The organism is Bacillus sp. FSL K6-3458, assembly GCF_038005045.1.
Classification (GTDB): Bacteria; Bacillota; Bacilli; order Bacillales; family Bacillaceae; genus Bacillus; species Bacillus altitudinis.
The window spans coordinates 3,135,185-3,159,717 of the sequence record NZ_JBBOSI010000001.1 but is presented as its reverse complement, the minus strand read 5'-3'; the positions used below and the strand labels follow the sequence as shown (position 1 = coordinate 3,159,717).

Annotated in this window: 25 protein-coding genes and 1 tRNA gene; 21 read left to right on the top strand and 5 right to left on the bottom strand. The window is 39.6% G+C overall.

Annotation, left to right across the window (positions count from 1 at the left end):
- Positions 1 to 27: 27 nt before the first annotated feature.
- From MHH23_RS16640 to MHH23_RS16605, 8 genes are all read left to right on the top strand, one after another.
- Positions 28 to 183 (top strand): FbpB family small basic protein, encoded by a 156-nt coding sequence (locus MHH23_RS16640; RefSeq protein WP_019743964.1) that lies wholly within the window; start codon positions 28 to 30, stop codon positions 181 to 183.
- A gap of 665 nt (positions 184 to 848) precedes the next feature.
- Complete coding sequence (locus MHH23_RS16635) at positions 849 to 1,061, top strand: hypothetical protein (RefSeq protein ID WP_003211695.1); 213 nt, start codon at positions 849 to 851, stop codon at positions 1,059 to 1,061.
- Positions 1,062 to 1,176: 115 nt separating this feature from the next.
- A complete protein-coding gene (locus MHH23_RS16630; protein ID WP_008349096.1) occupies positions 1,177 to 1,923 on the top strand; it encodes an ABC transporter ATP-binding protein in 747 nt (248 codons plus the stop codon).
- On the top strand, positions 1,901 to 3,367 hold the full coding sequence (locus MHH23_RS16625; protein WP_019743966.1) for a hypothetical protein: 1,467 nt from the start codon (positions 1,901 to 1,903) through the stop codon (positions 3,365 to 3,367). The genes MHH23_RS16630 and MHH23_RS16625 overlap by 23 nt, the downstream gene beginning before the upstream one ends.
- The gene (locus tag MHH23_RS16620) at positions 3,351 to 4,256 is read left to right on the top strand and encodes a PqqD family protein (RefSeq protein ID WP_008349091.1); all 906 of its coding nucleotides are present in this window, start codon (positions 3,351 to 3,353) and stop codon (positions 4,254 to 4,256) included. Before MHH23_RS16625 ends, MHH23_RS16620 begins: the two co-directional genes overlap by 17 nt.
- Positions 4,253 to 4,534, top strand: a complete 282-nt coding sequence (locus MHH23_RS16615; protein WP_072368395.1) for a hypothetical protein — start codon at positions 4,253 to 4,255, stop codon at positions 4,532 to 4,534. Before MHH23_RS16620 ends, MHH23_RS16615 begins: the two co-directional genes overlap by 4 nt.
- Before the next feature lie 79 nt (positions 4,535 to 4,613).
- A complete protein-coding gene (locus MHH23_RS16610; protein WP_138825438.1) occupies positions 4,614 to 5,270 on the top strand; it encodes a hypothetical protein in 657 nt (218 codons plus the stop codon).
- 127 nt (positions 5,271 to 5,397) lie between these two features.
- Positions 5,398 to 5,471, top strand: a tRNA-Gly gene (locus MHH23_RS16605).
- 96 nt (positions 5,472 to 5,567) lie between these two features.
- Here the strand turns inward: MHH23_RS16605 and MHH23_RS16600 are convergent.
- A complete protein-coding gene (locus MHH23_RS16600; RefSeq protein ID WP_340959867.1) occupies positions 5,568 to 6,152 on the bottom strand; it encodes a hypothetical protein in 585 nt (194 codons plus the stop codon).
- A gap of 95 nt (positions 6,153 to 6,247) precedes the next feature.
- Here MHH23_RS16600 and queG point away from each other — a divergent pair, with 95 nt between their 5' ends.
- The 9 genes from queG to MHH23_RS16555 all read left to right on the top strand — a co-directional run bounded on the left by queG (position 6,248) and on the right by MHH23_RS16555 (position 16,089).
- The gene (queG, locus tag MHH23_RS16595) at positions 6,248 to 7,396 is read left to right on the top strand and encodes a tRNA epoxyqueuosine(34) reductase QueG (RefSeq protein WP_041507594.1); all 1,149 of its coding nucleotides are present in this window, start codon (positions 6,248 to 6,250) and stop codon (positions 7,394 to 7,396) included.
- Between the two features lie 61 nt (positions 7,397 to 7,457).
- Positions 7,458 to 8,360, top strand: coding sequence for an amidase domain-containing protein (locus tag MHH23_RS16590; RefSeq protein WP_019743970.1), 903 nt, complete (start codon positions 7,458 to 7,460; stop codon positions 8,358 to 8,360).
- 43 nt (positions 8,361 to 8,403) lie between these two features.
- A complete protein-coding gene (gene trmL, locus MHH23_RS16585) occupies positions 8,404 to 8,877 on the top strand; it encodes a tRNA (uridine(34)/cytosine(34)/5-carboxymethylaminomethyluridine(34)-2'-O)-methyltransferase TrmL (RefSeq protein ID WP_003211950.1) in 474 nt (157 codons plus the stop codon).
- 443 nt (positions 8,878 to 9,320) lie between these two features.
- A complete protein-coding gene (locus MHH23_RS16580) occupies positions 9,321 to 11,216 on the top strand; it encodes a PrkA family serine protein kinase (RefSeq protein ID WP_017360374.1) in 1,896 nt (631 codons plus the stop codon).
- 140 nt (positions 11,217 to 11,356) lie between these two features.
- Positions 11,357 to 12,520: a sporulation protein YhbH gene (gene yhbH / locus MHH23_RS16575; RefSeq protein ID WP_340959864.1), complete on the top strand. Its 1,164-nt coding sequence runs from the start codon at positions 11,357 to 11,359 to the stop codon at positions 12,518 to 12,520.
- A 362-nt stretch (positions 12,521 to 12,882) separates the two neighbouring features.
- Positions 12,883 to 13,515 (top strand): HlyD family efflux transporter periplasmic adaptor subunit, encoded by a 633-nt coding sequence (locus tag MHH23_RS16570; protein WP_007497037.1) that lies wholly within the window; start codon positions 12,883 to 12,885, stop codon positions 13,513 to 13,515.
- Between the two features lie 39 nt (positions 13,516 to 13,554).
- Entirely contained in the window at positions 13,555 to 15,174 is a 1,620-nt protein-coding gene (locus MHH23_RS16565) for a DHA2 family efflux MFS transporter permease subunit (protein ID WP_340959862.1), read from the top strand.
- A gap of 17 nt (positions 15,175 to 15,191) precedes the next feature.
- Positions 15,192 to 15,716 carry an NAD(P)H-dependent oxidoreductase gene (locus MHH23_RS16560; RefSeq protein ID WP_008358701.1) on the top strand — a complete coding sequence of 175 codons (525 nt, stop codon included), beginning with the start codon at positions 15,192 to 15,194 and terminating at the stop codon, positions 15,714 to 15,716.
- Positions 15,717 to 15,729: 13 nt separating this feature from the next.
- Positions 15,730 to 16,089, top strand: coding sequence for a hypothetical protein (locus MHH23_RS16555; protein WP_017360371.1), 360 nt, complete (start codon positions 15,730 to 15,732; stop codon positions 16,087 to 16,089).
- A 114-nt stretch (positions 16,090 to 16,203) separates the two neighbouring features.
- Here the strand turns inward: MHH23_RS16555 and cspB are convergent, their stop codons facing one another.
- Both cspB and MHH23_RS16545 read right to left on the bottom strand, forming a co-directional pair.
- Entirely contained in the window at positions 16,204 to 16,404 is a 201-nt protein-coding gene (cspB, locus tag MHH23_RS16550) for a cold shock-like protein CspB (RefSeq protein WP_008349061.1), read from the bottom strand.
- Positions 16,405 to 16,615: 211 nt separating this feature from the next.
- Positions 16,616 to 17,707 carry a GGDEF domain-containing protein gene (locus MHH23_RS16545; protein ID WP_045034824.1) on the bottom strand — a complete coding sequence of 364 codons (1,092 nt, stop codon included), beginning with the start codon at positions 17,705 to 17,707 and terminating at the stop codon, positions 16,616 to 16,618.
- A 94-nt stretch (positions 17,708 to 17,801) separates the two neighbouring features.
- On the opposite strand from MHH23_RS16545, the gene MHH23_RS16540 reads away from it, so the two are divergent.
- Entirely contained in the window at positions 17,802 to 18,182 is a 381-nt protein-coding gene (locus MHH23_RS16540) for a hypothetical protein (RefSeq protein ID WP_340959859.1), read from the top strand.
- Between the two features lie 35 nt (positions 18,183 to 18,217).
- On the opposite strand, the gene MHH23_RS16535 is transcribed toward MHH23_RS16540, so the two are convergent.
- On the bottom strand, positions 18,218 to 18,634 hold the full coding sequence (locus tag MHH23_RS16535) for a spore coat protein (protein WP_212360732.1): 417 nt from the start codon (positions 18,632 to 18,634) through the stop codon (positions 18,218 to 18,220).
- Between the two features lie 153 nt (positions 18,635 to 18,787).
- Between MHH23_RS16535 and MHH23_RS16530 the strand changes: the two genes are divergently transcribed.
- Positions 18,788 to 19,294: a YhcN/YlaJ family sporulation lipoprotein gene (locus tag MHH23_RS16530; RefSeq protein ID WP_008349054.1), complete on the top strand. Its 507-nt coding sequence runs from the start codon at positions 18,788 to 18,790 to the stop codon at positions 19,292 to 19,294.
- A gap of 156 nt (positions 19,295 to 19,450) precedes the next feature.
- Positions 19,451 to 20,326: a hypothetical protein gene (locus MHH23_RS16525; protein WP_041507543.1), complete on the top strand. Its 876-nt coding sequence runs from the start codon at positions 19,451 to 19,453 to the stop codon at positions 20,324 to 20,326.
- 29 nt (positions 20,327 to 20,355) lie between these two features.
- Here the strand turns inward: MHH23_RS16525 and MHH23_RS16520 are convergent, their stop codons facing one another.
- Entirely contained in the window at positions 20,356 to 21,000 is a 645-nt protein-coding gene (locus MHH23_RS16520) for a spore coat protein (protein ID WP_217967405.1), read from the bottom strand.
- A 144-nt stretch (positions 21,001 to 21,144) separates the two neighbouring features.
- Between MHH23_RS16520 and MHH23_RS16515 the strand changes: the two genes are divergently transcribed.
- Positions 21,145 to 24,507, top strand: coding sequence for a CheR family methyltransferase (locus MHH23_RS16515; protein ID WP_340959857.1), 3,363 nt, complete (start codon positions 21,145 to 21,147; stop codon positions 24,505 to 24,507).
- Positions 24,508 to 24,533 lie beyond the last annotated feature (26 nt).

Sequence of the window (24,533 nt, the reverse complement as noted above, 5' to 3'; positions counted from 1 at the left end):
TTATTTTAATCAGGAGGGAAGCTGAAGATGGAGAAAAAGAAAAAACGAAAAAAATACAGAAAACATTTGGATATCACATTAGACATTTTGATTGAGCGGAACAAATATGAGATTTACAGCAATCAAGAACGAATAGAAGCCATTTACGATCGTATTGATGAAAAGCATACAAGGTCGAAATAATGATTGAATGTGAACTGAACAATGATGAATAACTGATGTGCCAAACGAAAGCTCTTCACTCTGTTTTGAAGATAAGAGCTTTTCTACATGTTTTGCTTGTTCGATGTAAGAGAACTGGATATATCATTTTAACCTCATAGATGAAAAGTAAAGTATCCACACTCAACAGGCGGTTTTATAAAAGAGTGAGCTGTTGGCAGTTATGAAATAGGGCAAGGGCTTTTTTCCCAACAGGTTTTCTTGTATATACATATTTTAAGAGACAAGAGAAGAAGGAAAATATGCTCACTCTTTTGTCGGAATTATCAGTTAATATGTCGTATTTGATGTGTTAACGACATATAATTAGGACTTTTATATCTGATATATCGGGGGAATTCTTTCTATCTCAAAAAAATGAAAGATTAAATAGAAGAGATGATGAAAATGAACTATTTGAAAAAAGGCAGAAAAAAGATGGATTTATTGCCAATATATGGGTTTTGTGGTTCTTATGTTGTGGTGAAAAATAGTAAAAAAGGGAGAATTTATATAATTGAACATGAATAATTGAATAAAAAGTCACATTTTACACGAAAATATGTTCGGTCAAAAATGGGATCTTCTGTTGATGTTTGGAGTGTGACGCCTATGATACGATCATCATAAGCTGGGAGGTGAAAAGTATGACTTATGCAGCGCCGCAAGTTGACTATTCCACTATGGAACCTGCTATTATGGACCAAGCTTGGTTCTTAGTATTTGTTGCTGTCCTTCTTGGATTGGGAGCAACAGTTGTTCTAGGAGCAGCAGTTTGGTGTTTAGCAAACGGCAAGGGTAGCTTTACAGGAGCCGTTCAGTGGGAAAGTGGCTTAAAAGTCCAAATTGAATGTAAGTAGCTATACTTAGGATTCATCTTTTTACTTCTTAGATAAGACACCAAGGCTAAACCGTCTGTGGCGGGCGGTTTAGCCTGATCTGTTTTTAAAGAATATGCAGACACTTGGAGGTTATATGTTTACGATCGAGAATTTAACCAAGACGTATAAAAATAACGTGACTGCTGTCAATGATTTTCATTTGAAAATTGCCCCTCATCAAATCGTTGCTGTGGCTGGACCAAATGGATCCGGTAAAACAACGATGATTAACTGTGTACTCGGCATCATTAAGCATACAGAAGGAACCATTCATATCAAGGATGTCACAAATGATGATCCTTCCTTTAAAAAACAAGTCGCCTATGTTCCAGATGATCTGCTGCTCCCTGAAGCATTGACTGGTGCTGAATATTTAGATTTTGTTTCTTCTATGTATGAATGTAAAACAATTCAAAGAAGAAATCAACTAATTGAATTGTTTGATATGGAATCAGCTTTATCAAGACCGATTGAAACCTATTCCCATGGAATGAAAAAAAAGACACAGCTGATTGCTGCCTTTATGCTTGAGAGTCAATTAGTGATCATGGATGAGCCCTTTAGAGGACTTGATATTGAAGCGGTTATAAACACAAAGAAACTAATGAAACGTTATGCCGAGCACCATGGTGCAATCTTGCTTTCAACGCATGATATGCTTTCAGCGGAAGAGCTGTGCCACAAGATCGCCATTATTTCTAAAGGAAATAAAATGGATGAAGGGACGGTTTCAGCCTTAAAAGAAAAGTATCAATCAAGCACATTGGAACAGGTGTTTCTGAAAGCTTCAATGTTAAGTGATAGGGGTGCACATTTTGATGAAATCATTAATCATTTCTAAAATGATGCTTAAAATGTGGCAGCAGGAGATGTATAAGCTCTTTGATACTCAAACGAAGCGAATCATTGTGGTCTTATTCTTTTTGTTTGCAGTCACAATGGGAGCCATCATCGGATACAGTTTTACGGGTGTCTTTATGAAGGCTTTCTTAAATGGAGATGAACGGTCACTTGGGTTGTTGGTTGTGTCGATGGCAATCAATGCATCCATTTTTACAAGCTTGTTATTTGTACTGATCAAAGTCAGAACACCTGAACAAGATCGTTTTTCTATGCAGCTCAGCTGGTTTCCGCTGTCTACCTTTCAAAAAAGTCTTGGTTACTTCATTCCGATGGTGACAGTCGTGACAGGGCTTGTTTTATTTTTCATCGGGATTTTGCTTTTACCTAATTTTATTGCACAAGGGATCGGTATTTTCTTTATTCTTACATTCTTTTTGATGGTGCTGTTGCAATCGCTCTTTGTCTTAACACTGCTTCAGCTCATTTACAACGTGACTTATTTACTCGTACTAAAATTAAAATTACCGTTGCAAAAATTTGCAGCGATATTTGTTTTATTAGCGCTAGTTGTAGCGTATGGAATGACACATTTCGACATCAATCAAATTCAGCAATCATATGTACAGTTTGATTATCATTTGATGTATTTTACAGCGCCGTTTTTCTTAGCGGCACAAGGGATGTCTCCTGACGGGGTGAATTATGCGATTTTGATCCTCTTCATCTTATTATCTGCGGGAGGCGCATTTATTTCTCTTGCTTTAATGCCAATTATGGCTGAGAAAAAAGCGTTAACCTTTCTGCACAAGCTGCCATTTTCATCTTCGAAAAAGTGGTCACTCATTGTAAAGGAAATAAAGTCACAAGTGAGAAATGAAGAAAATATTTTAAACTTTCTCATCCTCCTTATTGTCATTTTATTTGTCCGTTATCAGTTTGCCTTCCGCTTTGAAGGAGAAGCTTTTTTTGTCTTATGTGCGCTAGCTGGGTTAACAGCTTTTAATTCATTTGGCAATGACAAACGTATGCTTGGGATGTATAAAACGTTTGGTCTAAGGCCGTGGGAAGTGGCTCTTTATAAGTTCCTCGGGCTTTTGCTCGTTGGTGTGATCCAAATTGTTTTATTTATGATCACAACACTGACGCTCCCGGATCAGATATGGATCGTGTTGATTGGCGCTGCTGTCTTGTGTAATGCAACGGCTCTCTTTTATGTGGTAGGTATTTTATTACCCCTTGATCGAAATAATCCTTACACAGGTATTTTCTCGTTTGGAGCGCTTATTTTAATCATGATTCCGATTGTATTTATTGGAAACTATGTGATAGGGGAGTCGAGTCAAATGCTTCAGTGGCTGCTTGTGGCAGGATTTGAATGTCTGCTCATCTTTGCCATATATAAAGGTTTTTCATGGAGGTATTCACATGATTCAACTTCTTAACAATAAGCTAAAGATTGAGCGGGTGCCAGCACTTGCGCCATATGTGACTTTACAAAAAAGGCATTTGACTGATACGCAGTACGGAAGCTCACTTCCAATTAACGAAAGTGCATATCATATGTTAACGAAAGTGGATGGTCAAAGGACAGAGGCGAGTATTACGGCAGAACTCGCCGATTTGTTTCAGGTCGATGAGTCTGTGATTGCCCGCGATTTTTATCAATTGATGATGGGGCTGAATCAGCATCACTTGCTGTCGATTCATTATCAATCGCCATATCGGACTGTCACAGCCTTCTGTCAATTTTTTAAGCAGTATCAAGTAAAGATGAAAGAGCGGTTTGACTGCACGGGTCATTCATTTCTTCACATATTGGGTACGGCTCTGCTGATGGTGACGCGCAAAATCATCTTTTTCTGGGTGCTCTTTATGATCATGGCGGGAATCGCCTTTTTATTTATTCCTGATCCATCGATTGCAGCCATTGCCATTTATTTTACGATTATTTATTTCGGATTAATTACTGGAACTGCCTTGCATGAGGCGGCACATGGGTATGCACATCGGAAGTTCGCCGGCCGGGATGGCCCTCAAGGCTTTTTTGCGAGCGATATGATGTCTGTGAAATTTGTGAGGCCTGTTTTAGATCCATTTCAGAAAAAACAGGTGTGGATTACACTGCTTGGTCCGCTTTTGCCGGGGCTCATTGGCGCAGCCGGAATCATTGTGACTGTTTTATTTCTAAAAGAAAATCCAATTTCGACAGGATTTTTCATTTTTTCAATCACGTATTTTATTCAATTGCTCTACCTTCTTCCGTTTATGGGGGATGGTAAGTCTATTATGAAGCAGTTATTGCTTGGTGGAATGGGAGGACAACGATCATGAACGTTCAGGCAATGAAACAAGGTGCAATTGTTGGTAGTTTCCTAGGTTTCTTAGGTTTTCCGATGTTGACCATTGGTGTTCTGTTCTATCACTTATTTCAATCAAAAACAAATAATGAATTATTATTTAACAGTCTTGCTTTTGAGATGGAAGGTTCGTCTGCATTTACGTTCCAAATCAAACCAAACTTTTTTATTTATATGGTTGTCATTTTTGCTGTCAGTTTTCTCATTGTGGCATTCCTATCAGCCATGAAACAGAAAAAAGTGAAAGATTAGGAGAATACTCCTAATCTTTTTTTGTATAATCAACCAAAATTTAGTATAATAAAGAATAAAAATACTAAAGGGGATATCAATGATTAAGAAATGGAGCATTCTTTTATTTACTGTTTTTCTATTAGCAGGATGCGGCGAGAAGGCTGCAGAAACAACAACGACAGAGAAAACGGTCTCTAAAATAGAAACAGAGTCTGACTCTAAAAACCAAGTAACGATTGAAAAAATGAAATTGACAAAGAAAGAAAAAAACTTACTAGAGGCATCAACGACGAATGAAATAGTAGCTCTTACACTTAAAGGATTAACGAAGAATGATAAGAGTATTACTTTTATCGGGAGCCACTACAAAAATGGCCGGCTAGTTGATAAGGAAGCATCTTCTTCGACTTTTACGTTACATCAGGAAGGAACTGACCAAACGATGAATGTACTCTTTCAACTAAGTCATGAGAAAGATATATTCAACTCACAATTTAGCATTTGGTCAGATAAGAAGAATGGCGGAATAACGAAAGCGACGTCAAGCTTTCCATTCAAAGTAAGTGATTATGTCTTCTCTGCACAATCTGAATCTGTTAAAGTCGCTTCAGGAGATAAGGCACTCATTGCGTACACAGCGGCAATGGGGAAAAATGGCGATGTTCCTATGCTTGATAAAATTGAAAAAAATCCAAAGCAAGCGCTGAAACATATTTCACATGCCTACTTATTTTATATCCAGCTAGACAAATAACTATCGTAATATATATGGAGAATATGAAATTTTTTGACGAAAAATCTTCATATTCTCTTGACGAATTGTTAAGAAAGTTGTAACATAATAAAAGTCAACGCAATGATGTTGTCTTTAAAAGATTGATGCGGGTGTAGTTTAGTGGTAAAACCTCAGCCTTCCAAGCTGATGTCGTGAGTTCGATTCTCATCACCCGCTCCAATACATAATTTTGTTTATAACGCAGTATTTCGTTTCATAGATAAACGAAGTGTTGCGTTTTTTATTATGTCAGTATAATGTAAAAAGCACTGTGACCTACAGTGCTTTTTCAATGAGTTCAAATTTACTTTCTCCACCATGTATTTGTATAAACATCTTCGTCAAGGATTGTATAAGTGCCTCACTCTTTTCCCGGGAAATAGATGGTGGGAAGAGAATGATTTGAAGAATGCTTTTTGTGTCTTGAGAAATTTGAGCTTTACTTGCTTGAGAAAATAACCCTTTAAGCTCTGCGCCATCCTGCCATTCAATATGACCAGTTTCATTTTTGGATAATGAAAGAGGCCCTTTCAATTGATCGGCATCTAATGTAAGGATAGGCAAGAAATATTTTAATGAAAAAAATATCGACAAATCCTGTACGGAATTGGTCGAGTCAATAAATTGTTCTTTTTGAATATCAGCAAGAAGCGGAAGAAAAGGGACATCTTCTAGAAGATTCGTCCATTCTTTGATCGCTGGTACTTCTTCCAAAGTTTGATCTTCATATTCAAAAAACAAAGATTCTTGAAACAGGCGCAGTCGGCCTTTTAACATTTGAGGGGATTTTCCTATCTCAATATGTGAATATTCAATCTGTCCAACATGGATAGACGGGCTTTGAGGTTGGGAGATTTTCATTTGTATCTTCACAGTGACTCACTCCAATCGGTCATGATACACTCGTATTATACTGAAAACAACTGAAGAAACAAAGAAAGGAGGTTTGCAAGGTGATTCATGTTGGACAATTAAAAGAAGAGTTAATTCAATATGCGAACGAAATTGGTGTCGATAAAATTCGATTTGCAAGTGCTGATACATTTGATTCATTAAAGGACCGCCTCATCTTACATGAATCGTTAGGGTATTTGTCCGGTTTTGAAGAGCCTGATATCGAAAAACGAACAAATCCTGCTTTGCTGCTTCCAAAAGCAAAATCAATTGTCGCCATTGCGCTCGCATATCCTTCTAAAATGAAAGATGCTCCCCGAAGTACAAAGGATGCAAGAAGAGGAATTTTTTGCAGGGCTTCATGGGGAACTGATTATCATGTTGTGCTGAAAAAAAAGCTCGACATGCTTGAAGAATTTTTGCGCAGTAAACACGAAGATATTCGGACAAAATCAATGGTGGACACAGGTGAATTGTCTGACCGTGCTGTAGCTGAACGTGCTGGCATTGGCTTTAGTGCAAAGAACTGTATGATTATCACACCAGAGTTCGGATCTTATGTCTATTTGGCTGAGATGATTACAAATGTTCCATTTGAACCGGATGAGAAAATAGAAGACCAGTGCGGAACTTGTAATAAATGTGTGGATTCATGCCCAACGGGTGCTCTTGTGAATCCAGGCCAGCTCAATTCTCAAAGGTGTATTTCGTTTTTAACACAGACAAAAGGGTTTTTACCTGACGAATTTCGCTCGAAAATAGGGAATCGGTTGTATGGATGTGATACGTGCCAAACGGTCTGCCCAATTAATAAAGGGAAAGACTTTCATCTACATCCTGAAATGGAGCCGGACCCTGAAATTGCAAAGCCGCTCTTAAAGCCACTGCTGACAATCAGCAATCGTGAATTTAAAGAGAAGTATGGTCATGTTTCTGGATCATGGCGAGGGAAAAAGCCTATTCAGCGGAATGCCATTTTGGCACTTGCTCACTTTAAAGATACATCTGCTTTACCAGATTTGGTTGACCTGATGCATAAAGATCCAAGACCGGTCATTCGAGGCACGGCTGCTTGGGCAATCGGTAAAATTGGCGATGATCAGCAGCTTTCAGAACTCGAAAAAGCCCTTGAGCGGGAAAGTGATGAAGAAGCAAAACAAGAGATCATCAAAGGGATTGAATTGTTACAAACACCTTTAAATACTAAATAACCTCCCATTGAACATAGAATGAACCAAACAGAGATGTTAAAAAAAGTTTGGTGGTGTCTGTGTGAAACAATTATTAGAACAAACGTTAGAAGACAGACTGGCATATTTATTAAATGGCAGTACGATCAAACAGCCGCAGCTGATGTCTGATGTGGACGCTGTGGAGCGAAAGAAAGAGCTGTTTGCAAGAAGACAAGTTGAGATTGTCAAGGCGAAAGCAAAAGCAAAACTTCTCGATTCAGCTATTCAAGATGATGGAGCTCAGCAAGTACAATATCTCGCGCACCTCACTTATGTCTGTAAGGATATAGACGATTCTTTTTATTTAGAGGAACAGGTTGAGAAAAGAGAAGCGTTTCTTTATAACGACATGCTCGTGAAAGATCGGATGATGTTAGAAGAACGACAAAAGGAAGATCAGGTGGATGAGCGCTTCCAAAATGAAGACCAATTTGGAAGAGCTTTTCACTATGACCGGCGTGCAGCTGTTCAATATGCTGAGACGTATTGGAATAAACGAAATCCAGCCTATAAAAATTTCGAAGATAACTGTACGAATTTTATTTCACAATGTCTAAAAGCAGGGAATGCGCCAACGAGAGGATATCCGAACCGTGGATCTGGCTGGTGGGTTCGTCCACATACGTGGAGCTACAGCTGGACGGTGGCACATTCGATGAAAAATTACTTAGCGAATTCTAAAGCGGGGTTGAGAGCGAAGAAGCTCAAGGAGCCGCAGGAGCTTCAAATAGGTGATGTTATTTGTTACGATTTTGAGGGTGACGGTAGGTATAATCATACAACCATTGTCGTTGATCATGATAAAGGCGGAATGCCTCTTGTGAATGCACAAACGTATGACAGCCGTATGCGTTACTGGTCGTATGAAGATTCAACGGCTTATACACCTAATATTCGTTATACGTTTTTTCACATTTTGGACGATGCTCCGAAGGATAGTTAATGGTATAATGTTGAGCGGAAAAGAAAATTAGAGGTGAACTTTTTTGGGACTTCATGTCGTTTTATATCAACCAGAAATTCCAGCTAATACTGGAAATATTGCGCGAACATGTGCAGCAACAAATACAACACTTCATCTGATTCGTCCGCTTGGTTTTTCGACAGATGATAAAATGCTGAAGCGTGCAGGACTCGATTATTGGAAATATGCCAATGTCGTCTATCATGATTCATTAGATGAATTGTTTGAGGCTCATCCGAAGGGGCAATTTTTCTATATCACAAAGTTTGGGCAAAAGCCGCATACAACGTTCGATTACTCGCAGCTAGATGAAGACTACTTCTTCGTATTTGGCAGAGAAACGAGTGGCTTGCCAAAAGATTTGATTGAACGGAATATGGATCGCTGTCTACGTTTACCAATGACAGAGCATGTTCGTTCACTGAATCTATCGAATACGGCAGCGATTCTTGTGTATGAGGCGCTTCGTCAGCAACAATACCGAGATTTGATATAAGAACATGATAAAAAGCCGAGATCCCATCTCGCTTTCAGTGAATATGTAAGTGCTGAAAATATGAACGAAATGAAAAAGGATGTTCCGCTGATGGAACATCCTTTTTTTCATTTACCAGGCTTGCCTTCGTAGCCAGCTGTGAAAATGGATACTAAAAACGTAATGATGACGCCCATCATAATGACCGTTCTCATATAAGCTCCCCCTTATCCCTTTGTTCCTTTGCTGCCGGTTTCATATGTTGTGAAGTTCGCCTTGAAAAGCAGGAGATGAAGATCATTTTTCTCCTGTTTTTCCTTTATTATGAAGGGTCTTGCGGATGGTTGTCAATTCAGTTTGCCAATTCGTCATTTTGAAGAACGAAAGCATGTAATAGGACGCCTCCGCATAGATTGTAAAACAGTATCTGATTTCTAGCTTCAATCTTGAAAGAGGAGGTTCATATGGATATTTTAAAGAAAATTGAACAGCACAGAGAAGAAGAGCAGCGACTGAAATGGGAAGGCACCTTCAGCGAATATTTAGATATTATTAAAGAAAATCCACTTGTCGCTCAATCTGCTCATTCTCGCGTTTATCATATGATTAAGGACAGCGGGATTGAAGAGGAGAATGGGGTCAGAACCTACAAATTTTTTGATCAGGAGCTTTTTGGTTTAGAGGAATCATTGGAAAGGCTAGTGGAAGAGTATTTTCACCCTGCGGCTAAACGTTTAGATGTCAGAAAGCGTATTTTATTGTTAATGGGGCCAGTCAGCGGCGGGAAATCGACGCTTGTCACAAGGCTGAAAAGAGGGCTGGAAGAGTATTCACTAACAGATCATGGCGCAGTCTATGCGATTAAAGGCTGCCCAATGCATGAAGATCCGCTTCATCTCATTCCGCAAAATCTGCGGGAGGATTTTTATAGAGAATATGGCATACGTGTGCAGGGGAATTTATCACCTTTGAACTTGATGAGGCTCGAAGAGGAATATGGTGGCCGCATTGAGGATGTGAGAGTGGAACGAATTTTTTTCTCAGAGGACAAACGGACCGGCATTGGGACCTTCAGCCCGTCGGATCCGAAATCTCAGGACATTGCTGACTTAACAGGAAGTATTGATTTTTCAACGATTGCTGAATTTGGTTCAGAGTCAGACCCGCGTGCGTACCGGTTTGATGGAGAGCTCAATAAAGCGAACCGTGGAATGATGGAATTTCAGGAGATGTTAAAGTGTGATGAGAAATTTCTATGGCATCTTCTTTCATTAACGCAGGAGGGAAATTTTAAGGCGGGGCGTTTTGCGTTGATTAGTGCGGATGAATTGATTGTTGCACATACGAATGAAACGGAGTACCGATCATTTATTTCGAATAAAAAGAACGAGGCTTTACACTCAAGAATTATTGTGATGCCGATCCCTTATAATTTAAAGGTGACAGAGGAAGAACGCATTTATCATAAGATGATTTCAGAAAGTGATGTTTCAGATGTTCATATTGCACCGCACACGCTAAAGGTGGCTGCGATGTTCTCTATTTTGACAAGGCTGAAAGAGCCGAAGCGGTCTGATATCGATTTGGTGAAAAAAATGCGACTGTATGATGGGGAAAGTGTCGAAGGTTTCCAATCTGTTGATATTGATGAGATGAAAAAGGAATTTCATGACGAAGGAATGAGCGGAATTGACCCGAGATATGTCATTAACCGCATTTCATCCACTATTATTCGAAAGAACATGGAATCCATCAATGCACTGGATGTCCTCCGTTCCTTAAAAGAAGGACTCGATCAGCATCCATCGATCTCAAGTGAAGATCGGGAACGTTATTTGAATTTTATTTCTGTCGCACGAAAAGAGTATGACGATATGGCGAAGAAGGAAGTTCAAAAGGCATTTGTGTATTCCTATGAGGAGTCTGCGAAAACTCTCATGGATAATTACTTAGATAATGTCGAGGCGTACTGCAATAAAAACAAACTGCGTGATCCGTTAACAGGTGAAGAAATGAATCCTGATGAAAAGCTCATGCGTTCAATTGAGGAACAGATCGGCATTTCTGAAAACGCCAAAAAGGCATTCAGAGAAGAAATCCTTATTCGGATTTCAGCTTATGCGAGAAAGGGCAAACGCTTTGATTATAATTCTCACGAGAGATTACGAGAAGCTATTCAGAAGAAGCTCTTTGCCGATTTGAAAGATGTCGTGAAAATTACGACATCGACGAAAACGCCGGATGAGCAACAGTTGAAAAAGGTCAATGAAGTAGTGGCGCGATTGATTGATGAGCATGGCTATAATTCTACAAGTGCAAATGAACTCTTAAAATATGTAGGCAGTCTTCTGAATCGTTAATAAATGAAGGAGGCATTATTGGCGCAAACTAGCACCGGTAATGTCTTTTTTAAAAATCATCGTCATTTCGACGACGAGCAGCATACGATAATGGAATCGATGGGTACAAGAATTGTCCAAAAAGGTGAGGAGGGGGATGGATGTCCCGGCAAGAAAAAAGTCAGTTTATTGTGTCTCAGGAAGACTGGTCCCTCCATCGAAAAGGCTTTGATGACCAGCAGCGTCATCAGAAAAAAGTCAAAGAGGCGATTAAAAACAATTTGCCGGATCTTGTCACAGAGGAAAGCATCATTATGTCTAATGGCAAAGATGTGGTCAAAATTCCGATCCGTTCTTTAGATGAATATAAAATTCGGTACAACTATGATAAGAATAAGCATGTAGGTCAGGGGGATGGAGACAGCCAGGTTGGCGATGTGGTCGCTCGGGATGGATCTGACAGTAAGCAAGGGCAGGGAAAGGGGCAAGGTGCTGGAGATCAGGCCGGTGATGATTATTACGAAGCAGAAGTCTCATTAATGGATTTAGAGGAAGCGCTATTTCGTGAGCTGGAGCTACCAAATCTTAAACAAAAGGAACTTGATGATATCGTTGTCGAGGAAATTGAGTTTAATGATATTCGCAAAACGGGGTTAACCGGTAATATTCATAAAAAACGAACCATGCTGTCAGCATTTAAACGAAATGCCATGACAGGAAGCCCTTCCTTTTATCCCATTTATCCAGAGGATATTAAGTATAAGACGTGGAATGAAGTCACCAAACCAGAATCAAAAGCGGTTGTCCTAGCGATGATGGATACGAGCGGAAGTATGGGGCTTTGGGAAAAATATATGGCGAGAAGCTTTTTCTTTTGGATGACACGTTTCTTGCGGACAAAGTATGAGACAGTCGAGATCGAATTCATTGCCCACCATACAGAGGCGAAGGTCGTAGATGAGGAGCACTTCTTTTCTCGGGGAGAGAGTGGGGGAACCATTTGTTCTTCTGTCTATCGAAAGGCACTAGAGCTCATAGACGAACGATATCCTCCGTCACGATATAATATTTATCCTTTCCATTTTTCTGATGGTGACAATTTGACCTCTGATAATGCACGGTGCGTGAAGCTCGTTTCTGAAATTATGAAAAAGGCCAATTTATTTTGTTATGGTGAAGTGAATCAATATAATCGGCATTCTACGTTAATGTCAACATATAAACATATTCAGGATGAGAAATTTAAGCATTATATTTTGAAGCAAAAATCAGACGTTTTTCTCGCATTAAAAAAATTTTTTCAGCAGGAAGAAGTTCTTTCTTAAAGAGAACATTCAAAAAAACCTTTCAGCATAAGGGCTGAAAGGTTTTTTGTGTGGAGAAGGAAGGGATCACCAGAAAAAAAGTAAAACTTTCTCTTTGACATTTCAATTTTCATTTATTAATATTTAATCTTGTTAAATATAAGTTTTTCAAAAAAGATGCCGATTGTCTTTTCTTCTTTTTCTGCTTTTTGCTCATAAGTGAACAATAAGTATAAATGGGCTGCACACCATTTTCAGCGGAGTAGAAAAAGGGGAAACAGGCAGCTCTATGAGCTTGTTTCATAATCTGTCAGATGATGGGCATTCTAAGTTTGCTAAAGCAGATGACACTATATTTTTATACATGAAAGGAGAAACAAAACATGAACAGAGGGCGTTTATTGCTAACGAATATTATTGGCCTTATTGTGATTCTTGCCATTATTGCCGGAGGTGCTTATTACTACTACGAAAGCACAAACTTCGTAAAAACAGATGAAGCAAAAGTGACAGGTGACATGTACCAAATTACAGCGCCAGCAGCTGGACAAATCAAAGGCTGGGACATCAATGAAGGTGACGAAGTGCAAAAAGACAGCACAGTTGCAAAAGTTGAAGGAGAAGCAAAAACAAACATTAAAGCAGTGGCTGATGGCACATTAGTCAAAAAAGAAGTACAAAACAACCAACAAGTGCAGCCTGGGACAGTTCTTGGTGAAACGATTGACCTAAGCAAGCTTTACATTACAGCGAATATTAAAGAAACAGACATTAAGAACATTGAAAAAGGTGACAAAGTGGACATCGTTGTAGACGGCGATCCTGATACAACATTTGAAGGAACTGTTGAACAAATTGGTTATGCAACAAACTCAACATTCAATATGCTGCCAGCAACAAACTCAAGTGGTAACTACACGAAAGTGACACAAAAAGTAGCAGTGAAAATCTCAATTAAAAATCCATCTGACAAAGTACTTCCAGGTATGAATGCTTCTGTCAAAATTTCATCTTAATGATGACTGATATCAAAAAATGAAAGGAGGTTGTCTGAGATGGCAAATCAACCTGCAGCGACAAAACAGGGAGCAGGCTCCTTGTCTTTACTGATCATTTTAATGGCCGGTTTGTTCGTAGCGATTTTAAACCAAACGCTTTTGAACGTAGCCATGCCCCATTTAATGACTGAATTTAATGTGAGTGCGACGACAATTCAGTGGCTTACAACAGGTTACATGCTTGTCAACGGTGTGCTCATTCCGTTATCTGCGTTTTTAATCACACGTTTTGGCCAGCGCAGCTTATTCCTCGTGGCGATGATTTCATTTACACTAGGGACTTTTATTTGCGGTATTGCGCCAAACTTTTCTACGATGCTGATTGGTCGTTTGATTCAGGCAGTCGGTGGCGGTATCTTACAGCCGCTCGTCATGACAACAATCCTTTTTATTTTCCCTCCAGAAAACAGAGGGAAAGGAATGGGGATTTTTGGTCTTGCGATGATGTTTGCGCCAGCTGTCGGACCAACGTTATCTGGTTATATTATTGAACACTATTCATGGCGTATTATGTTTTATGGACTTGTACCAATCGGTGCGATTGTCATTATCGCGGCTTTCTTTATGTTTAAAAATATTGTAGAGCCTAAAAAAATCAAGCTGGACACTCTTGGTGCGATTCTGTCGATCGTTGGTTTTGCTTCACTTCTATACGGAGTGAGTGAAGCGGGAAGTGATGGTTGGACAGATCCAATCGTTTTATCTACGATTATCATTGGTGCGATTGCGATCATTCTCTTTATTTTCCAACAGCTAAAAGCGGATAATCCAATGCTTGATTTCCGCGTGTTTAAATACAGCATTTTCTCATTATCAAGTGTTATCAACATTATTATTACCGTTGCCCTATACACTGGGATGTTCTTACTACCGATCTACTTGCAGAACCTCGTTGGGTTTACTGCACTGCAATCGGGGCTATTAATGCTTCCAGGGGCACTTGCGATGCTCATTATGTCCCCAATTTCAGGGATCTTGTTTGATAAATTTGGACCTCGTCCACTTGCCATTGTGGGGATGCTGATTACGGTTGTCACCACATACGAGTTTACAAGGCTAACGATTGATACATCTTATAGTCACATTGTGCTCATGTATGCAGTACGTGCCTTTGGTATGTCACTCTTGATGATGCCAGTCATGACTGCTGGGATGAACCAATTACCGCAGCATTTAAACAGTCATGGTACAGCGATGTCAAACACACTGAGACAAATCAGTGGTTCGATCGGTACGAGTTTGATCACGACGATTTATACAAATCGCACGACATTCCATTATTCCAATATGGCAGATCAAACGAATACAGCTGACCCGTTCTTTATGAATTCATTCCAGACGGCTGTCTCTAATGTGATGCACCATATGGGCATGACAGCAGAAGCTGCTCAAAAATATGTGTCGACCCAGCTCTTTACGAAAGCACAAGTTGATTCCAATGTGATGGGCATCAATGATGCTTACATGTGGGTGACATTATTCTGTGCAGCTGGTGTGATTCTCAGCTTGTTCCTGCGAGATGTACGTAAGGATAAAAAGCGAAAAGAAAAGCAGGATAAGAAACAAGAAATGACATTGCTTCCAGCACCTAAGGAAGCAAACCAAGATGCAAGATAAGTGTGGAGGGACCGTACATGAAAATTTATGTCGTATACGATAGTGAAGGTGACCATACAAAAGCACTTGCAGAAGCGATTGCAGCTGGCGCAGGTGAAACAGAGCAAGCTGAAGTGTTCATTGATCATGTGAAAGATGCGGATATCCGCAAGCTTGATCAAATGGATGCAATCATTTGGGGCTGCCCTGGTCACTTTGGTACCATTAGTTCTGGATTAAAGACATGGATTGACCGTCTTGGGTATTTATGGGCAGAAGGAAAACTCATCGATAAAGTCGGTGCCGTTTTCTGTACCACTGCCACAACACACGGCGGATTAGAAATGACGATGCATAATTTGATTACGCCAATGTTCCATCAAGGGATGCTTGTGGTCGGCCTTCCTGGAAATGTTCCAGAAAATGCGTTATACGGCTCTTATTATGGAGCAGGTGTGACGTGCCCGATTGATTCTGATGAAGTGATTTCTGCAGAAGGCATTGAGCTGGGGAAAGCATTAGGAAGACGTGTAGCATCAGTCACTGCGTCATTTAAGCGATAAGGAGAGGGTTCTTTTGGCGACGATTATTGTAGCGTTAGTAGCTGCTGTTCTAGTCATTATCGGATTAGTAGCGTTCAATGTCAGACACGCTTCGGCCGAGAAGGAAGAGATCAAAGAAGATGTTTCGAATCATCCTGACGTGCCGCATAGCGAGCCAGAAGTTGCGGCGAGACCTGTAGAGCCTGAAGTGGAAGAAAAAGCGTCAGAGCCTTCTCAGACAGATGATGCTCCGTCAGGTGATGATTTCTATAGACAGGCGCTTCAAAAGTTTAAGCAGCCAGAACCACCTGTCAAAGAAGAAGAACCAGAGACGAAAATGAATGATGATATGTATCGTTCTGCTTTACAGAAACTAAAGCAGAAGGACAAATAAAAAGAGAACCTCTCGTCAGGTTCTCTTTTTTTATTGCACAAAAAAACCGCTGGCATAAAAGCCGAGCGGTTTTCCTTCACTCTATAAAGTGCTAAAAGAGCAGATGCTCTTAAATTACGCTTTGTTAACGTTAGCAGCTTGTGGTCCACGGTTACCTTCAACGATTTCGAAAGAAACTGATTGACCTTCTTCTAAAGTTTTGAAGCCTTCGCCTTGGATAGCAGAGAAGTGAACGAATACATCGTCTTGACCTTCTACTTCGATGAATCCGAAACCTTTTTCAGAGTTGAACCATTTTACTTTACCTTCTAACATGAAATTTCCTCCTAAAGCGATCTTAACGCTTAAATTCACTATTCTTGCTCTTACACAAACTTCAAAGACGAAAACTCTTTCAAAACTTTCTTCTTAAAGATGATACGAACAAAAATAATTACCTTTACTTTACCAGTGTTTGCGGGAAAAAACAACTGTTATACGAAAACTTTTTTAAAAATAATTAGCGCTAACAAATTGAGGAAAAAGCCTATGTTAAGTGTTCTCTTTTTCGTCCAGAAAAGCTCACTTGGTTTCTGCCTGACTGCTTCGCTTTATAGAGCTCCTGGTCTGCAATAATCGGTAATTGTTTCATGTTTTCACTTGTTCCTGCATCATAAGCACATCCAATTGACACCGTAATGTGAATCGATGTTCCGTTTTGTAAATAGATTGGCTGATCCGCCATTTTTTTTCGTAAACGTTCCGCAATTTGCCATGTTTTTTCAACGGAACAATTCGGTAAAAGCACAGCAAATTCTTCACCGCCGATTCGCCCAATATAATCAGAGCTTCTTGTGTTTTTAATTAGCCTTGTTCCGATTTCTTTTAAAACGATATCTCCCTCATGATGTCCATACTGATCATTGATGGTTTTGAAATAATCGATGTCTAGATAAATCAAGGACATTTGATGGATAGGTTGCTTTAAGTTCAGAGAAAAAGCATCACTTAATATCTCATCGAATTTCCGTTTATTTAAAACACCAGTTAAAAAGTCATAATGAGCTTGAAATTTATACAAATTTAACATCTGATACGCTTTTGTTTGATGCTCAATGACATAAAAGTTAAATAAACCGGCAATATACGAGAATATCCAATAGGCAGTATGCAGTTCAAATGATCTTTCATTGACGATGATGATAAATAAAATCGTCGCTATGACGTTGCTCATGGTAATAGATAACAGCATTTTTACGACGTGATTGATATGACGCTCAGCAATTAAAAAAGAAGCTGTGGCGATAAATATCATGGAAAAAATATTAATGAAAGAAGCGACATTGGCTTCGATTAATAATCGGCCAATAATGATCACACAGGCTGCAATGAACGTTTGTGCAATGCCTCCATAAAATGCCGTTAAAATAAGGGGGATATGTCTTAAATCGATGATGGCTGGTCCTGCTTTAATAGAGAAAAACATTAAGAGGACACCGAGTAACCCAGAAATCATTCCTTTATAAATTTGTCTGAGCAGGGTGTCTTCCTTTTTTAAAAAATTCTCTTTAAACACAAGCATCAATAAATAATGGAAAGTGACAAGAATTGTTAAATTAATAAAGAGGTCTCTTAGCAAAATAAAATCACCTTTTTAAAATTACTAAAATTTGTTGCAAAAGAAAAGGGGAAACAAGATAATTAATAAAAATTTCACTTATGAGGGGTTTAAAATGAGGAGAAAACAATTTCCAGATCGAACGGACTGGCTTTCTTTTTTTAAGACGTGGCCTGATGAAGGATTTGAACGAGATATGCCCATTGAATATCAAGATCTAACGTTTCGGTTTGAGAATGAGGAAGAGCGATTTGTGGTGACGATGTCTCTTGGAGTACAAGAATTTTCTTTGAAGGCTGTTCGAAAAAAGGACGCATCCGTTTTAGGAGTATATGCCTTTAAAACTGTGCGACATGTAGAAATAAAAAAGGATCGGCAGCATGAAAAAGAGCTGTTGATACTATTAGATGGTGTGGAACGGTTTGTTATCACGATCGAAATCACCTTCTTGCCTTCCTTCTGCATCATGGTGAAAGAGCATTTTTCAGGAGAATAAACAGGAGCCTTCTGAAAAAAAGGCTCCTGTTTTAGTTATTTGTGCTCGATGTCATTGAGCACTTGCTGAATAGATTCATCATCCATTACATTCATGACACTTTCATCAATGTGAAGAGACTGGGCGTAAGACTCTCTCGGTGGCTGATGGGTTTGGTATGTTTTTGATGATGTTTGATGCTGGCTTGTTTCATTAGGTTGGACAGCGGTGAATGCTTGCTTGATCATTTGTCCTACTTCAGTTGTGCCTTTTGAGTCTTTACGTGAATGCGAATGGGACTCATGACGAGATGACTCATGATGGTGTTGATCTTTGCCTTTCATCGTTGAGGACAAATTCATTTGAGTCATGCTGCTTAGTCTTCTCCGTAATAGTGGTGAAAATAATGCAATGATGGCTGTTGATGCTGCGATCATTGCACCAGTACTCATACCTTTTCTCTTTTTAAACAAACGAATCCCTCCATTTGATCGTGATGATACTTCTTCATCATGTTTAGGATGACCAATCAAGGCTGATTTATGAATTCATTGCTGAAATAGAGGATGTGTGCATAAAAAGTCTGCTGGATGAAAAACCTATGAGCAAAAGGAGGGAATAAATTGATGAATAAGAAATGGATGCTATCTTTATTACTCGTTCCAACATTGATCACTGCTGGGTGTGGAATGAACAACCAAGGCGATGAACGAAGAGGAACAATGAAACGACAGTACGAAAATGTCACATATAAGAACGACAACATGAGACAGGATCAACCAAATGTGCAAACACCTCAGAAGGTGAAAGTGGCAGATAAGGCATCAGAGCTTGTTGCCAACATGTCTGAAGTGAAAACAGCGAACGTACTTGTCACAGGGAAAAATGCATTTGTTGCTGTCGTGCTTGAAGGCAATAAAAGCGGAGATGTAACAGACGATTTGAAAAAGAAAATTTCTGACAAAGTCAAATCGACGGATCAACAAATTGATAATGTGTATGTATCTGCTAATCCAGACTTTGTCGATCGTATGGCAGGGTACGGAAAACGTATTAGAAGTGGAGAGCCAATTTCAGGATTCTTCGACGAGTTTACTGAAACGGTTCGACGTGTCTTCCCTGAATCAAAATAGCTACGACAAAAGCCGTATGTCATATGCGGCTTTTTTGTTTGGAACCGCACCTTGCGCACCTGACTGCATAAAGTAAAAAATATATCACCTCTTGTTGATCTTTGTTTTTTCATAGAAAGAGAAAGAGGTTGCAGGATGAATTCAGGTGGGGAGTAAATGAAAGCAAAACCGTCATTAATTCATAAAAAACTTGTAAGCGGAATGATTGCAGCAGGTTTGATTTTTTATGCGTTCACTGCGTACTTGATTTATGTAGGGTTCCAGCTGGCAGAGCAATATCTAGAGCAGCATTCTTCGCCTAAAACGGTCTTAACGGAAGGACTCAATAAGCAAGTCTATGAACATATTCGAATCTACTATGCAAAGGATGAGGGCGCCTTTGTCGATTTGACCATAGAAGCGCTGGAACAGGCAAAGAAGAGAACGATGTCAGTGTTTCAGTATGAAGCCGATAAACCGTTAGATATCATTTATTTTGATGATAAAGAGACGATTGAGCAATTTGCCGGCATCAAGCATATTACAGGTTTTTATTCTGATGTTGATCATATGATTGGATTATACCCAGATAAACGGGAAGAATTGTTGAAGAAAGAGACACTGCCTTTATACTTTTTCAACACGTTATTCATTCATGAGTATGCCCATTTCGTTTTCTATGAAAAGGTGCATGCATACAATGTATCTCCAGTCGTCTTTCCCCTTTGGTTCCATGAAGGAACAGCAGAATGGACGGCCTATGATGTGCTGAACGCCACGTCTGAACGGTTTGACGTCATTCCTTTTAAATCTCTTTATTCTGATCAAGACTGGCAAGAATCTCGCACGACGTATGAGACAGATGTTTATTTACAAAGCTACTATATGATCTATGAGCTTGTGCAGCTTTATGGACGAGATGTCATACATGAGATCATGGAGGAAACGGCGAAAACTAGTCGTTTTGATAGAGGGTTTGAACAAGCGACAGGACAACGTCTCACAGATTTTGAAGAGCAATTTAAACTGAATTATCAAAGAAAAAACGGCTGACCTGTAAATAGGGCGGCCGTTGTTTTTGGTTAATGAAGCGGTTTTTGCTGGTTGGCTTTGCTTGGCGGCATCTGCACTTGTCCCTGCATAGGGGCAAATGTAGACGTCATCGCCTGCATATCTTGAGCTGTAAGCTGCGGAACTTGATAATAGCTATGTTTGTTTTGATATAAGAAAATTTCATACGCCATTTCAATAAAGTTCGGGATTTGCGCTGCAAGCACACGTCGCACCACAGGGTTTGTGACCTCTAATGCAGTCATTGAGAGTAATCCAGCATGAGATTTCACGAGACCAAGCATATGCCCTGTAATTCCCGCATCTTTTACATCCTGTATTGATTGATTTGGCTTTTTAGGCTGAGATGGTTTTATTCCGTATGTCACCTGTGTCTGTTCTTTCATCATATAAGTAGATGTTTCTTCACTAGGCTTTTGACCAGTAGAAAAGCAATCTACCGTGACGTTGTACTGGGACAATACAAATTGATATTGTCGATCTAACATGTCGGATAATACGGGATCTTGGATAAATTGTCGAAAGATCATGTATTGATCCAAAATATTAATGGTCCCTGCTAATACCTCATGTAAATCAAATAACTCATGCCCGCCATGATTGAATTGGGGCTGCTGGACATGTCCTTGAACGTTTGGTTGCTGATCGTTTTGCATAAAGAATCCTCCTTCTGTTTATACAGTCTGTTTTAATGTGAGGAAGTTTTCCTCCTTTCATGCAAAAAACATTATTTACAATTAGAGGGTTTTCTTCCTTTTTGTCGAAAAAATGTATCAGACGAATGAACATGGGGGTACCAGATGCAGGACAAAATCATTAATCGTTTGATAGAAGACGAACATGTGCAGGCACCAGTGATTGGCATCGGTGTTTCGCCGTTTGAACAGCATCATCTTGAGGCTTTTTTTCAATCATTTCCGCATGAATTAAATGCCTCTTTTATTGTTGTGCAAAATCATGTGACAGGCGATTGTGTAACTGATTTGGAAGCACTTGTTTTACCGATTGGCTACCGGGCAAAGCCGATTAAGCATGGTGAGAAAGTCATGAAAAATACGATTTATGTTTGTCCGCAGCATGCAGCTGTGACATTGACAGAAGACAAACGGCTACACATAACAGAGCAGCATCCTACGAACAAGGTGTGTGCTGTAAATTCGTTGTTTCAGTCACTTGCCAATGTGCAAAAGGAAGAGGCCTATGCGATCTTTTTTCAAAAAGGTTATTGTGTAGGAAGTGGTTTGCTTCAAATCGTTGAGCAAGGCGGTACAGCCATATCGTGCAGTGAGACAAATAGTGGGTTTGATCGTATGTATCATCAAACATTTCAAGACCCTTCTGCACTTGCGTCATATATAGCCAACATCATCAACGTTCCGCATACAGATGTTGCAGACCCTGTTTTGATCAGAATCATTGAACGTCTTGAAATGCATAAAGGAATTGCATTTTCAACCTATGAGAAGCGCAGGCTGCTCTCTGTCATTCAAAAAAGAATGAGGAGTGCGAACCAATCGATCTCCTTATTGTCCGAGTACGATCGTTTATTAGAGAGAGAACCAGATGAGCTTGATCGTCTGCATGTACAGCTTTTAAGCGGCACGACTTCTTTTTTTAGAGATATGGAAGCCTTTCGAGTATGTGAACATCACATCATTCCGTCGATCATTGATAATACAATGAAAAATGGGAAATCTCGATGCCGCATTTGGATTGCAGGATGTTCTACAGGTGAAGAAGCCTATTCTTTTGCTTTGTTATTTTTAGAAGAAATGAAACGAAGACAAGTGTCCATTGAACTTCAAGTGTTTGCAACAGACATCAATCGGAAAGCCATCCAAAGTGCAAGCAAAGGTGTTTATTCGCTTGAGTCTATGGCACGGATGCCAGAAAAATGGAGGGCACGATATTTCGAAAAAAAAGGTGACGCTTTTATTGTGAAGCAGTCGCTTAGAAAACATATAGTCTTTGCTCCTCACAATTTATTGATCGATTCACCTTTTATCCACCTCGATTTTATCAGTTGCCGAAATGTTCTGATGTACTTCCAGCCAGAAGTACAAAAACGAGTCTTATCTCGATTCCAATATGCACTAAAGGATCAAGGGATGTTGATATTAGGACCGAATGAAAAGGTACCCAATATCCCTCGTTTATTTCATTTGTTCAATGAAAAGTGGAACATTTACACCCACTCAAACGTTCCTAAATACAATGCAGGTCATACGGAGTTAAAAGAACGAGCTGTCCAATATATGAAAGAAGTAGAGCAGGAGTATGATGCATGTTTCATCATAGACGATTGCGAGAAAATCCTCGCGATATCAAACGGTGCCTATTCTTTCTTAGCGCATGCAGAAGTCTCAGATGAATTATGTGAATATGTAACCCCTGATTATATGAAAGAGATACTAAGTCAAAGCTTTCAAAAGGTATGGACTGAAGAGACTGAGGTTGTTTTCCAACATGTCCTCATTTCGGAAAATGGAAGAAAGCAGTATGCAGATTTTACAGTGAAACATTTTGATCGCCGTTTTAAAGGAGTATACGTCATTCTCATTCGGAAGAGTGAGAGAGGAAAAAATCAAAAGAACGGCAGGGACAAAGGGATGTTAGAGCAGAATTCGGTTTATCAACAGCGAATTGTCGATTTAGAAAACGAGCTCAATGAGGTCAAACAAAAGGAGCAAGAAGCAAGGGCTCAATTAAAAGAAAAAAACAAGCAAATAGAAGTGCGCGAGAAAACAAACGAGCATTTTATTAATATTATAAACAATTTAAAGGTGACAAGAGAAGAACTGTACCGGCCGTCTGTGAAGCCAGAACTTGCCACGTTGTTTGTGGACCGGGAAATGAATATTCGCTATCACACTCCTACAGCTGCCTCTTTATTCACTTCAGCTCAAACCCGGCACCAGCAAACGTTTCAGTCGATGGTCAAGAAGTTATCGAAGGAAATGCTCTATCATGATATTCAATCTGTCATTTCAGATAGGCGCGTGATCGAACGTGAAATTGAAACGAACGAAGGAGAACAATTCACGGTTCATTTGACGCCTTTCTATGATCAAGATCACGAGGGAGCAGTGATGACCTGGATCAAAATGACCGAAATGACGAAATTGAAGCAGGCTCTTCATCTTGCGGTGACAGCACTTGATAACAGCCATATTCATATTGTGGTTGCAACGGGAGAAGGCGTTATTCAGTGTGTCAACCAGCGCTTTTGTCAGTTTGTACAGCAGCATGAATATGACTTGATCGGAAAAGATATTTTTTCTGTCTATTATGCGTTGTGTCAATGTGATGATCTAGTGAAACAATGGGACGTGTGTTTAAGAGAAGGCAGCTGGACAGGTGAGTTGTATTTTCAGGACTTATCAGGGCGTGAGCGATGGGAAAGAGTCTCTTTACACCGAATCGATGACCCTGACAAAATGCAGTCTACTGTCATGCGGATTTCAGAGGATATTACAAGTCAAAAACAGTCTGAGAAAATGCTAATGAAGTCTGAAATGCTGTCAGCAGTTGGACAGCTTGCAGCTGGTATTGCCCATGAGATACGTAACCCACTTACGTCGTTAAAAGGCTTTTTACAGCTAATGATTCAAAGTAAAAAGTATCAGAAGGATTATGCCGATGTGATGATGTCAGAGTTTAATCGGCTTGAGTCTATTATTAACGAATTCCTTGTGCTCTCTAGAAGTAAATCTGTTAAATTTGAACCGGTGAATGTAAATCTTCTCCTCGAAGAAGTCATTATGGTCGTTGAATCTCAGGCGGTCTTAAAAGGAGTGTCGATTCAAAAGAATCTGGCGCCCTCTCTGCCACATATTCAAGGCATTCCAAATGAATTGAAACAAGTGTTCCTTAACATTCTTAAAAATGGAATTGAAGCGATGGATGGAGTAACAGGTGTGATCCAAGTGACTTCATTATTGAAAAACGACCAAATGATGCTGATATTTGAAGACCAAGGAAAGGGCATACCAGAAGATGAGATTGGGAAATTAGGTGAACCTTTTTACACAACGAAAGAAAAAGGCACGGGTCTTGGATTAATGATGACCATTAAGATTATTGAAAGCCATGGCGGTACCATTCGTTTTGAGAGCAAAAGCTTTGAAGGGACACGTGTGATTATTACGTTTCCAGGTAATTGAGATCAGTTTTACATGAAATCCATCCA